This window comes from Brooklawnia sp., assembly GCF_032229645.1.
Taxonomy (GTDB): Bacteria; Actinomycetota; Actinomycetes; order Propionibacteriales; family Propionibacteriaceae; genus Brooklawnia.
Genome location: NZ_JAVTWX010000041.1, coordinates 2180 through 13814 on the forward strand (window position 1 = coordinate 2180; position 11635 = coordinate 13814).

An 11635-nucleotide genomic window follows, 5' to 3' on the forward strand; every position below is an offset into this window, starting at 1 on the left:
CTATCGCTGGAGCCGCCTTATCGCCCGTTTTGGCCCCACTACCGGCGATGAAGTACCCTCGAAGCCATGGGCCAGATCATCAGCATCAGCAGCGTAGTTTGCGCTTGCTCGATGACGATGCCCATGTGCTGTCTGCGAATGTCAGTCTGACAGCACGGACCGATCGCTCCTCCGCAACCGGAGTCGCAGCGATCGCTGCCTCGAAGAACGCAGAGATTGCTGCGGACCGTGCTGATGGACGATCGAACATCTGCCAAACCCGATGAATAGGATCCTTCCATGCGACTTCGAAAACTGCTGACGGGCGCGCTTGCTGCAACCCTCCTCACCTCGATGGCAGCCTGCGGTGCCGGCTCGTCGAGCGGTGATGGCTCTGCCGACACCTCCAAGCCGCTCAAGGTGATGGCCGACGTCATTCCGCACGCCGAGCTCATTCGTGAGGCCGAGACCCTGGGCCTGCTGGGCGACGTGAAGGTAGACGTTGTCGAGATCTCCGGCGATGTCGATGTCAACCAGCTCACCGAGGCCGGTGACATGGACGCCAACTTCTTCCAGCACGTGCCCTACCTGGACGACTGGAACGCCAACCATCCCGGCTCGGATCTCGTCCCGGTGGCCACCGTGCACTTGGAGCCCCTCGGCCTCTACTCCAAGAAGGTCAGCGCGCTGACCGACATCCCCAATGACGCCGTGATCGCGATCCCTGCGGACGCCACCAACCAGGCTCGTGGCCTCTTCCTGCTGGAGGATGCCGGCCTGATCAAGCTGGACGTCGACCGCAACGATCCGAACCTCGACTACTCGCAGATCACCGATGCGAATGTCTCCGAGAACCCGAAGAACATCTCCTTCATCAAGATCGATCGTCCGCAGCTCGCCGCCTCGCTGGACGATCCGGCCGTGACCCTGTCGATCGTCAATGGCAACTACGCGCTGGAAGCCGGCCTTGTTCCGGCCAACGATGCATTGATCCTGGAGCAGGTCGAGGGCAACCCGTATGCCAACGTGCTGGTGACCAAGGCGACGCTGAAGGACGACCCGCGCGTCCAGAAGCTGGCCGAGGCGCTCGAGTCGCCCGAGCTTGCGCAGTACATCATCGACAACTACCAGGGCAGCGTGCTGCCGGTGAACGGCTGAGCAGATGATCACCGTCACTAACCTGACCAAGGTCTATGGCAAAGGTGACAAAGCCGTCGCGGCCGTGCAGGACGTCAGCCTGCACGTGCCCGACGGCGGCATCTTCGGCATCCTGGGACGCAGCGGCGCCGGCAAGACGACGCTGATGCGCTGCCTCACGGCGCTTGAGCGTCCGACGTCAGGTTCAGTGGAGGTCGCCGGTATTGAGCTCACCTCGCTCAACCGGGCGCAGCTACGCCAGATGCGGCATCGGATGGGGATGATCTTCCAGCACTTCAACCTGCTGGGCAGCCGCACCGCCGCCGTGAATGTGGCCTTCCCGCTGGAGATCCAGGGCATCTCGGGTCCCCAGCGCACGGCCAAGGTGGACGAGCTGCTGGAGTTGGTCGGACTGAGTGATCGGGCCGGCTCCTATCCGTCTCAACTGTCCGGTGGCCAGAAACAGCGCGTGGGTATCGCCCGCGCGCTGGCCGCCGGGCCTCAAGTGCTGTTCTGTGACGAGGCCACCAGCGCGCTGGACCCCGCCACCACCGAGCAGATCCTCGATCTGCTCAAGCGGATCAACCAGGAGACCGGCGTCACGGTGGTGCTCATCACTCATGAGTCCGAGGTGGTGCGCCGCATCTGCGATTCCGCCGCGTTGATGGCAGACGGACGAGTGGTCGAGCAGGGGCCGCTGATTGAGCTGGTGGCCGATCCCGCCTCCCAGCTCGCCGACATCCTGCTGCCGACAGGCGATCCGGCGTTGGATCCCGAGGAGCGCTCAATGGTGCTGACATTCACCGGAAGTCACACCGCTGAGCCGATCATCTCGGGTTTGACCAAGCATTTCGGATTGGATGTCTCGATTCTTGGTGGCTCCGTCGACTGGATCGCAGGGCAGAAGGTCGGTCGTTTGCGCGTTTCGCTGACGCACCCCGACGGCGTCTACGACAGGGCTGCCGTCCACCAATACCTGACCGATCGGGAAGTGAGCGCGCGGCTATGAACGGTGTCTACTTGCGCCCGTCCCGGTCGCCCGAACAATCAGCAAAGCGGGAAGTGAGCGCGCGGCTATGAGGAAGGTCAGCTGGACTGAAGCATTCCCGGAAATGATGGAGACCCTCGGCCAGACCGCATGGATGGTCGGCGGCTCGTTCGTCATCGTGACAATCCTCGGACTCGCGGTCGGCGTGATCCTGCGGCTGACTTCGCCCGACGGTCTGCGCCCGCAACGCGCCGTCTATCAGGTGGTCGGCGTGATCGTGAATCTCGCGCGCTCGCTGCCCTTCCTCATCCTGATGATCGCGTTGCTCAGTTTCACCCGCTGGCTGATGGGCACCGCATACGGCCCGACCGCCGCGATCGTGCCGCTGGCGATCGGCGCCATCCCGTTCTACGCACGGGTCGTCGAGTCGGCATTGCGTGAGGTGGAGCCGGGCAAGATCGAAGCCGCCCAGGTGATGGGTGCCAACACCTGGCAGATCGTCTGGAAGGTGCTGCTTCCCGAATCGATGCCCGGACTGGTGTCGGGCGCCACCCTGACGCTGGTCACGCTGATCGGTTACTCGACGATGGCAGGAGCCATCGGCGGCGGCGGCATCGGCGACTTCGCCATCCGCTACGGCTACCAGCGGTTCAATGGCGAAGTGCTGGCGATGACGATCATCGTGATGGCGGTGCTCGTCCAGTTGGTGCAGTCGATCGGCGACGGCATCGTCCGCGGGATGGCCCACCGGCGCGGATGATTGCTCACTGCTTCCGAAGCTGTCAGGCTAGCAATTGGCCGTGAAAACGGCGTATCGGGAGGAGAACGCGATGAGGACCCCCTACGGCGCATGGCGTGCCAGCTATGTGCACGGACGATGGACGGTACTGAGCGGTCCGACGTCGATGGTGATCGTGGAACCTAGCCCCGACACCACCACTGACTTCATCGGCGGGCTCTGGGCGACGCTGCTCGACTGCGCGTCCATCTCCCAGATCGTTCGCATCCTCGCTGATCGCGGCCTCGACGCGATGCCCAATCTGGCCGTCCTCTTCTGGGACGACGAGCAGCTGCACTGCCTACTGCGCGGTTCGATGCGGGTGCTCGATGCCGACAACGATACCGAGCTTGCATCCGGTGCCGGTGCGTTGACCTGGCACGAACTGACCCTCAGCTCGCGTTCGGTCTACCTGCCGTTGGACGGGGCGGCGCGGTCCGGGGAGTCTTTGGAGCTGCCGCTGGTCGTCGGCGCGGTTCAGGCGGCCGAGGTCTACCTGGACGCCGAACCCGGCGCGGGTGCCGCGAGAGATTCCGGGGCGGCTGCCGAAGCGGCCGCGCTGTGGGGTGACGTCGGCTTTTCCGCCGCCGAGCCTGAACCGGCCGTTCCTTGGGACGCAACCGGCTCTCCTGCCGCCGAGCCGGCACCCTCCGCCGCCGCCGAGCCCGCTGCCGGGATCGTGGAGAACTCGGTCAACCTCTATGACTCGCCGTTCGGCGAGCGGCTGATCGTCCCACCGGTATTCCCGGACGCGGAGCCGGAGCCTTCCGCGCCCGTGGCACCGGCGGCTTCCGAGCAGCCCTGGACGCGCGGCCCGGTGGTCCCCGGACCGATCGCTCGAGAAGCTGCGGACGAAGGTTCCCGGGACGACGCGCAGCAGTACTCGGAGCCGGTCTTCACTGAGCCGCCCATACCTGCTTTCGAGCCATCCGCGCCCGTCTTCGAACCGGCGTCACCCGCGTTCGAAACCGTGGCTGAGCCCGCAGTAGACGCTTGGCCGGTGCAGGCTCCGGAATCCCAGGCCCCCGCCGCTCGTCCGGTCTTTGCGCGCGAACCCACGCAGGTGCTGGGTCAGCGTCCGCCCTATGCTCCGGGCCAGGAACCAGACGCCGAACCCGGTCAGTCCGCTGGCGCGCTAGGTCAGCCGACTGGCGCAGCCGGTCAGTCACTCGGGCCTGCGGGAACCACCGGCCCCTGGGGCGCTGCGGGATTCGCGGCCCGGGAGTCGCGTCCGGCGGGCGCCCCGGCACCGACGCAAGCGGCGACACCCATGCCGCAGCAGGCCGCTGCTCCGATGCCGCCGGCGGTGCTGCTCACCGCGGCAGGCGAACGCATCGTCTTGACCGGCCCGGTCGTGATCGGCCGTTCACCGTCCGCCGAGTCCGGTGAGCAGGTGCTGCGGGTGCCCAGCCCTAACCACGACATCAGCCGTACCCATCTGCGGATCGCGCCCACCGGTGGGCGCATCCAGGTATCGGACCTGAACTCGACCAACGGCACCATCGTGATCTTCCCCAACGGCCAGACGGCTCATCTGACGAATGGGCGCAGCATCGAGTTGATGGTCGGCGGCGCCGTCGATCTCGGCGACGGGCAGACGATCTCTGTGCTGGCCCCCTGATCGAGTCCGGCACTGGCCGGCCCGGTAGTCGTCCGATCAGGGCGAGAGCCCGGCCGCTCAGCCTTCGATGTCGGGATTGCGCGGCACGTCGATGCGCGAGAAATGCAGGTGCGAGCGGCTCGCCGTGGGGCCCCGCTGGCCCTGGTAGTGCGAACCGGTGGTCGCCGAACCGTACGGGTGCGCTGCGGGCGAACTGAGCTGGAAGAAGCAGAGCTGGCCGATCTTCATACCCGCATAGAGCTTGATCGGCAGCGTGGCCATGTTGCTCAGTTCGAGCGTCACGTGACCCGAGAACCCCGGGTCGATGAAGCCCGCGGTTGAATGCGTGAGCAGACCCAGGCGTCCAAGCGACGACTTGCCCTCCAGCCGGGCGGCTATGTCGTCGGGCAACGTCACGTACTCGTAGGTTGCGCCCAAGGCAAATTCGCCGGGGTGCAGGACGAATGGCTCGTCGCCCTCCGGCGAGACCATCCGGGTCAGCTCCGACTGGTCGGCGGCAGGGTCGATCGCGTCATAGCGGTGGTTCTCGAAGATGCGGAAATAGCGGTCGAGACGAACATCGATGCTCGCCGGCTGCACCATGGATGCATCCCAGGGGTCGAGACTGACCCGCCCCGCATTGACCTGGCCACAGATGTCACGATCCGACAAAAGCATGAAGGCAATCTATCGAAGTTCACCGGAGTCATGCGTGACGGCCCACCCCGAGATGGGATGAGCCGCCGCGCAGGCGTGCGATGTGAGGAAGCTCAGAGCTCCAGACCGGGGTAGAGCGGGTGGTTGCCCAGCAGCTCATCCGCGGCGGCCTTGGTGCGCTCAGCGACCCCGTCGACGATCGTGTACTTGGCCTTGCCGGGCGCGCCGGCGGCGGTGACGACCGGTGCGGTGGCGCTCAATGCGTCTGCGATCAGGCCGGCGACCACGTCCATGTCGGACGGGGTGAACCCGCGGCTGGTCAGCGCAGGCGTACCGAGCCGGATGCCCGAGGTGTACCAGGCGCCGTTCGGATCACGCGGAATCGAGTTGCGGTTGGTCACCACGCCCGAGTCGATCAATGCGCCCTCGGCCTGGCGTCCGGTTAGTCCGAACGAGCTGGCCACGTCAAGCAGGACGATGTGATTGTCGGTGCCGCCGGTGACCAGCGTCGCGCCCCGGGAGAGCAGCCCCTCGGCAAGCGCCTTCGCGTTGTCGGCGATCTGCTGGGCGTAGGTCTGGAACTGCGGCTGACGGGCCTCGGCCAGTGCGACGGCCTTGCCGGCCATCATGTTGCCGAGCGGGCCACCGAGCACCATCGGGCAGCCGCGGTCGACATCGTCGGCGAATTCCTTGGTGGCCAGCACCATGCCACCGCGCGGACCACGCAGCGACTTGTGGGTGGTCGTGGTGGTGATATGGGCGAACGGGACGGGGTTCTGGTCACCGGTGAAGACTTGGCCGGCCACCAATCCGGCGAAGTGGGCCATGTCAACCATCAGCACCGCGCCGACCTCGTCGGCGATCTCGCGTATGGTGGCAAAGTTGAGCCGCCGAGGGTACGCCGAATAGCCGGCGACCAGGATCGCGGGCTTGAATTCGCGGACCTGCTGGCGCAAGGCCTCATAGTCGAGCAGGCCGGTCACCGGATCGGTGCCGTAGCTGCGCTGGTCGAACATCTTGCCCGAAATGTTGTGACGGAAGCCATGGGTGAGATGGCCGCCGGCGTCCAGGCTCATGCCCATCAGGCGTTGGTTGCCAAGCGCGTGGCGTAGCTCGTCCCAATCGGCCTGGTTGAGATCGTTGACCGTCTTCGCGTGGTATTTCTCCAGCGCCGGACGCTCCACCAGGTGAGACAAGATGGCCCAATAGGCGACGAGGTTGGCGTCGATGCCCGAGTGCGGCTGCACATAGGCGTACTCGGCGCCGAAGAGTTCGCGGGCGTGCTCGGCGGCCACGGATTCGACGGTGTCGATGTTCTGGCACCCGGCGTAGAAGCGGTGACCGATGGTTCCCTCGGCGTATTTGTCCGACAGCCAGGTTCCCAACCCGAGCAGCGTCGGCAGCGACGCGTAGTTCTCGGACGCGATCAGCTTCAGCGAATGCCGTTGGTCGTGCAATTCGGCCTTGATCGCTTCGGCGATGCGCGGTTCGGTCTGACCGACGAGGGTCAGCATGGCTTGGTAGGCGGTGGTGGCGAGGGCTGCTGACTCGGTCACGGACACTCCAGATAGAAGGGGAACAACGCCCCCTCAGTGTACCGCCTCAAACTGGTCGCGGTTGATGTCACCGAACGCTCGGCCGAGAGCGCGGCTAGGGAACGGCCAACGTCTGGTCCGAATGCGCAGACCGGCGCGGCGGCGGACGCGCAGCAGACGGCGCCAGGCCCTCAGTCCTCCTCGTCGTGGGTCGCGCGTTCCTTGACTCCGGCGATGTGGTCGAACATCGCCTGTTGCGCGGCCTGCAGGTCGTGATCCTGGACGGCCTTCAAGACTGCCGCATGCTCGGCGATCGCGAGCTTGGAATCGTTGATACCGCGCTGCACCGATTGGCGCAGCCGGTGCAGGTGTGCCGGCAGCTGGTCGGCGGTGTTCTGCACGTAGACGTTGTCGGTGAACCCGAAGATGGTGTTGTGGAAGGCCCAGTCCGCGTCCATGTATTCGCGGTAGGCGTTCATTGTCGTCTTGTCGGGAATGATGCCTGCGACCGCCGCCCCCGCTTTGGCGTGCTTGGCATGTGCCTTGGTCAGCGCCGGCGCCAGTTCGTCCACCCGGCGGAAGGCGAGCGCGAGCGCCCCCGGCTCCAGGATCAATCGCACATCGCAGAGTTGGGCGATCTGGTCGCGAGTCAGTGGCGGTGCCACCCGGTAGCCGCGCAGCGGTGCACGGGTGACCAGGCCGGTGCGTTCGAGATGGACGAGCGCTTCGCGAACCGGAGTGGGTGACACGGCCAGTTCACTCGCCAGGCCATCGATACTGAGCGGTGCCTCGGGTGCCAGCGTGTTGGACATGAGCATGTCCACGAGCGATTCGTAGACAGTGTCACGCAGCACCTTGCGTTCGAGGGGCCTGACTTTCGGCTGTGCCATCACTTCGCCTTTCGTTCGGGGGCGGCGTCACGGATTACATTACGACTCCGATATGCCAAGGCTGGAATTCGTTGCGTCCATAGCCTAGTGACTCGCTGTTCGACGGCGTTCCGCTGGCCAGATCGAGCAGGGCGTTGTAGATCTCCAGGCCCTTTTCGGCCACCGGCACCCCATCGGAGAAAATCGGCCCGCAATTGATGTCCATATCCTCGGCCATCCGGGCGGCGAGGGCGTTGTTGGTGGCCAGCTTCAGGGTCGGTGCCGGAGCGGTGCCCAGCGCAGAGCCGCGTCCGGTGGTGAAGCAGATCAGGTTGGCGCCGCCCGCCAGCAGACCGGTCACCGAGACCGGATCGTATCCGGGGGTGTCCATGAATCCGAGGCCGGGCCGGTCGATGTTGGCGGCGTAGTCGTACACCGCCTGCAGTGGGGCATGGCCAGACTTGGCGACCGCGCCGAGCGACTTCTCCAAGATGGTGGTGATGCCGCCGGCCTTGTTTCCGGGCGACGGGTTCGCGTCCATGGTGGCGCCCAGCTTGGAGGTGTAATCCTCCCACCAGGCGATCTTGTCCATCAGACGCCGGGAGGTCTCCTCGCTGGTCGAGCGGTGCACCAGCAGCGACTCGGCACCGTAGATCTCCGGGGTCTCGGCGAGCACCGATCGTCCACCCTGGGCGACGATCAGATCGGACGCGTAGCCGAGCGCCGGGTTGGCGGTCAGGCCGGACAATCCGTCCGAGCCGCCGCAGTTGAGACCGAGCACCAGCTCGCTGACCGGACGCTGGGTGCGCACGAACGAATCGTTGACGCTCGGCAGCATCTTCTTGATGCCGTCGAGAGCAGCCTCCACGGTGGCTCGGGTGCCGCCGGTCTGCTGAATGGTCATCCGCTCCTGCGCGACACCGCGGCGGGTGTGGATCTGCTTGATCATCAGGTCGACCTGATTGACCTCGCAGCCGAGCCCGATCACGATGACACCGGAGACATTCGGATGGGTGGCGAATCCCGCGAGGGTGCGCTGCAGCAGATCGAGTGCGCTGGTCGCCATGCCGCAACCCAGCCCGTGGACGAGCGGGATCACGCCGTCGACATTCGGGTAATCGTCCAGCAGACCGCGGCGGGTCGCCTCGTTGGCGACGATCTCGCAGACGTTCGCCGAGCAGTTCACCGTCGACAGCACCGCGATGTAGTTGCGGGTAGCGGTGGTGCCGTCGTTGCGGCGCACTCCCATGAAGGTGGTGCGCTCGGGCACCGCCGGCGGCGTCCAGGCAGCGTGATCGAGATCGGAGACCTTCGGCTTGTGGTGGGCAGAGAAGACCAGGTTGTGCACGTGGACGTGCTGGCCTGCCGTGATGGGCTGCAGTGCGACACCGATCTGGTAGCCGTATTTGGTGACCGGCGCGGTTTCGGCGACATCGTGCAACGCGATCTTGTGGCCGAGCGGAATGACATCGAGCACTGTGAGCGGGCCGTGCGCGGTGGTTATCACCTCGCCCGGAAGAAGCTTCCTGCGCGCTACCGCGACATCGTCGGTGCCATTGAGTACCAGAACTGCGTCATCGGACGCCATCGTCATCACCTTCCAAGCCATGAACCGCGGCAGCCTCCTCGGCGCGCGGCAGCTTCCTCGCCGGAGCAAATAATATCAAATATTCGATCGCTCCCGGTTGTTGGCAGGCTTGGCAGGCGAACTGACGGGCCGATCAGTCGGCCATATCCCCGCGGCAGCGGGCCACCTCGTAGAGCGAGATGGACGCAGCCACCGAGGCGTTGAGGCTCTCCACCTCGCTGGCGATCGGGATTCTGGCCAGCACATCGCAGCGCTCGCGGGTCAACCGAGCCAACCCGGCGCCCTCGGAGCCGACGACCAGCAGCACCGGGCCGTCCACCCCCGGGACCCCGGCGATATCGTTGGCTGCCTCGCCGGCCAGCCCGACCACCGTGAAACCGGCCTTGGCTGCGTCCTGCAGCACCCGGTTCAGATTCGTGGCCTTCGCCACCGGCATCCGGGCGAGTGCGCCCGCGGACGACTTCCAGGCCACCGCGGTCACCGAGGCGCTGCGGCGCTCGGGAATGATCACGCCGTGCGCGCCGAAAGCCGCCGCCGATCGGACGATGGCGCCCAGATTGTGCGGATCGGTGATGCCGTCCAGCGCCACCAATAGTCCGGCGCGGGTTTGGTCGTTGACGGCGTCCGCGATCAGATCGTTCGGATGCGCGTACTCGTAGCCGGGCAGTTGCAGCGCCACGCCCTGATGCACCGCGCCGCCGGTGAGGCGGTCGAGTTCGGCGCGGGTGCTTTGTAGCAGCGAGATCGAGTGCTCGGCCGCGTAGCGGAAGATGTCACGCAGCCGGTCGTCGCGCTCGGCGCCCTCGGCAACGTAGGCGGCCTTGATCGGCAGACCGGCGGTCATCGCCTCCAGCACCGGATTGCGCCCGACCACCCAGTCGGCTCCGGCGCTCTTGCCCTGGGCCCGTGAGCGGTTGGGGTTGTTCTTCGCGGGCTGCGAGCCCGGCCCTGAACTGCCGTTCGACTTGCTCCGATACGGCTTGTGGTAGGCACGGTCCTCCGCCTTGGGGGTCGGTCCACGTCCGGCCAGGCCGCGCTTACGCTGCCCGCCCGACCCTACTTTTCGTCCAGTCGCCACGAATGCTCCTTACCGGCTCCAGCGGGCACCATCGGGGGTGTCCTCGATTGTCAGGCCCAGTGCGGTCAGCTGATCGCGGATTGCGTCCGCCGCCGCCCAGTCCTTGCGGACGCGCGCCTGGGCGCGCTGCTCCAGCAGTAGTTGGACGAGTCCGTCCACGATCTCGGTCAGGTCACCGCTGCCCTGCGAGCCTGCCCACGCCGGATCGAAGGGATCCAGTCCGAGCACATGAAGCATCGCGCGCAGCTGGGTGAGTCTGCCCGCGGCAGCCTGCTTGTCTGCGGAATCCAGGTCCCGGTTGCCCTGACGGACCGTGTCGAAGACGACAGCCACCGCCGCCGGAGTGCCCAGATCGTCGTCCATTGCCTCGACGAAGGCGGCGGGCAGCTGCGCGAACTCGAAGGCGAACCGGCCAGTGGCACCGGCCCTGGTCAAGAACGAGTCGATGCGCTCGAGCTGCGAGGTGGCCTCGGCCAGCGATGTCGGGCTGAACTCGACTGCCGACCGGTAGTGCGGCTGGGCGAGATAGAGCCGGACCGCGCGTGCCGGATACTGCTGAGTGACCTCGGTGACCACCGTTCCGTTGCCCAGTGACTTGCTCATCTTCTCGCCGGCCATCGTGACGAAGGCGTTGTGCATCCAGTAGCGGGCGAAGCCGTGCCCGGCGGCGCGTGACTGGGCCAGTTCGTTCTCGTGGTGCGGAAAGCGCAGGTCAAGCCCGCCGCCGTGGATGTCGAATTCGCTGCCCAGATACTTCAGGCTCATCGCAGAGCACTCCAGATGCCAGCCCGGACGCCCGGCGCCCCAGGGAGCCGGCCAGGAGGCGGTGGTGGGCTCGGTCGGCTTGGTGCCCTTCCATAGTGCGAAGTCGCGGGGATCGCGCTTGCCGCGCGGGTCGGCATCGATCGCAGGGGCCATGTCGTCGATCCGCTGGTTCGACAGCTCGCCGTAGTCAGGCCAGGAACGCACGTCGAAGTAGACATCGCCCGAGGCATCGTCGGCGACGTAAGCATGGCCGCGGTCGATCAGCACCTTGATGAGTTCGATCATTTCGGGGATGTGACCGGTGGCACGCGGCTCGTAGTTCGGGGGCTCGCAGCCCAGCGCCTGATACGCCCGGTGCAGCTCGAGTTCGACCGCATAGGCGAGTTCGTACCACTCGATGCCCCGGTCAGCCGACTTGCTGAGGATCTTGTCATCGATGTCGGTGATATTCGCGACGACCTTCACCTCGTAGCCCTCGGCGGAGAGCCAGCGCCGCAGCACGTCGAAGACGACTTCCTTGCGGATATGTCCCAGATGCGGGGCTGACTGCACCGTCAGGCCGCAGTGGTAGATCGATACCTTGCCCGGGTTCAGGGGAATGAACTCGGTGACCGTGCCACTGCGTTCGTCGAAGAGATGAAAGCTCACAGGGTGGAGTTTA

10 protein-coding genes are annotated in these 11635 nt (G+C 66.0%); 4 read left to right on the forward strand and 6 right to left on the reverse strand.

All coding sequences use genetic code 11. The features are described from left to right. Positions 1 to 279: 279 nt before the first annotated feature. From AAFP05_RS02710 to AAFP05_RS02725, 4 genes are all read left to right on the forward strand, one after another. Positions 280 to 1137 (forward strand): MetQ/NlpA family ABC transporter substrate-binding protein, encoded by an 858-nt coding sequence (locus AAFP05_RS02710; protein WP_341728319.1) that lies wholly within the window; start codon positions 280 to 282, stop codon positions 1135 to 1137. A gap of 4 nt (positions 1138 to 1141) precedes the next feature. Then, positions 1142 to 2125 carry an ATP-binding cassette domain-containing protein gene (locus tag AAFP05_RS02715; protein WP_341728320.1) on the forward strand — a complete coding sequence of 328 codons (984 nt, stop codon included), beginning with the start codon at positions 1142 to 1144 and terminating at the stop codon, positions 2123 to 2125. A gap of 67 nt (positions 2126 to 2192) precedes the next feature. Next, positions 2193 to 2864, forward strand: a complete 672-nt coding sequence (locus tag AAFP05_RS02720; protein ID WP_341728321.1) for a methionine ABC transporter permease — start codon at positions 2193 to 2195, stop codon at positions 2862 to 2864. Positions 2865 to 2934: 70 nt separating this feature from the next. Beyond that, on the forward strand, positions 2935 to 4503 hold the full coding sequence (locus AAFP05_RS02725; RefSeq protein ID WP_341728322.1) for an FHA domain-containing protein: 1569 nt from the start codon (positions 2935 to 2937) through the stop codon (positions 4501 to 4503). A 57-nt stretch (positions 4504 to 4560) separates the two neighbouring features. On the opposite strand, the gene dcd is transcribed toward AAFP05_RS02725, so the two are convergent. The 6 genes from dcd to cysS form a co-directional block, all read right to left on the reverse strand. Beyond that, positions 4561 to 5160, reverse strand: a complete 600-nt coding sequence (gene dcd, locus AAFP05_RS02730) for a dCTP deaminase (RefSeq protein ID WP_341728323.1) — start codon at positions 5158 to 5160, stop codon at positions 4561 to 4563. Between the two features lie 92 nt (positions 5161 to 5252). Then, the gene (locus AAFP05_RS02735; protein WP_341728324.1) at positions 5253 to 6695 is read right to left on the reverse strand and encodes a glycine hydroxymethyltransferase; all 1443 of its coding nucleotides are present in this window, start codon (positions 6693 to 6695) and stop codon (positions 5253 to 5255) included. Positions 6696 to 6865: 170 nt separating this feature from the next. Beyond that, entirely contained in the window at positions 6866 to 7564 is a 699-nt protein-coding gene (locus tag AAFP05_RS02740) for a GntR family transcriptional regulator (RefSeq protein WP_341728325.1), read from the reverse strand. A 34-nt stretch (positions 7565 to 7598) separates the two neighbouring features. Beyond that, positions 7599 to 9152, reverse strand: a complete 1554-nt coding sequence (locus tag AAFP05_RS02745) for an altronate dehydratase family protein (protein WP_341728326.1) — start codon at positions 9150 to 9152, stop codon at positions 7599 to 7601. A gap of 112 nt (positions 9153 to 9264) precedes the next feature. Then, positions 9265 to 10209, reverse strand: a complete 945-nt coding sequence (gene rlmB, locus AAFP05_RS02750) for a 23S rRNA (guanosine(2251)-2'-O)-methyltransferase RlmB (protein ID WP_341728327.1) — start codon at positions 10207 to 10209, stop codon at positions 9265 to 9267. A gap of 9 nt (positions 10210 to 10218) precedes the next feature. Next, entirely contained in the window at positions 10219 to 11622 is a 1404-nt protein-coding gene (cysS, locus tag AAFP05_RS02755; protein ID WP_341728328.1) for a cysteine--tRNA ligase, read from the reverse strand. Positions 11623 to 11635 lie beyond the last annotated feature (13 nt).

Excerpts from the sequence above, each read along its gene's own strand:
- AAFP05_RS02710 (WP_341728319.1), top strand. The coding sequence starts at position 280 with ATGCGACTTCGAAAACTGCTGACGGGCGCGCTTGCTGCAACCCTCCTC.
- AAFP05_RS02745 (WP_341728326.1), bottom strand. The coding sequence starts at position 9,152 with ATGGCTTGGAAGGTGATGACGATGGCGTCCGATGACGCAGTTCTGGTA.
- AAFP05_RS02720 (WP_341728321.1), top strand. The coding sequence starts at position 2,193 with ATGAGGAAGGTCAGCTGGACTGAAGCATTCCCGGAAATGATGGAGACC.
- dcd (WP_341728323.1), bottom strand. The coding sequence starts at position 5,160 with ATGCTTTTGTCGGATCGTGACATCTGTGGCCAGGTCAATGCGGGGCGG.
- AAFP05_RS02725 (WP_341728322.1), top strand. The coding sequence starts at position 2,935 with ATGAGGACCCCCTACGGCGCATGGCGTGCCAGCTATGTGCACGGACGA.
- AAFP05_RS02715 (WP_341728320.1), top strand. The coding sequence starts at position 1,142 with ATGATCACCGTCACTAACCTGACCAAGGTCTATGGCAAAGGTGACAAA.
- AAFP05_RS02740 (WP_341728325.1), bottom strand. The coding sequence starts at position 7,564 with ATGGCACAGCCGAAAGTCAGGCCCCTCGAACGCAAGGTGCTGCGTGAC.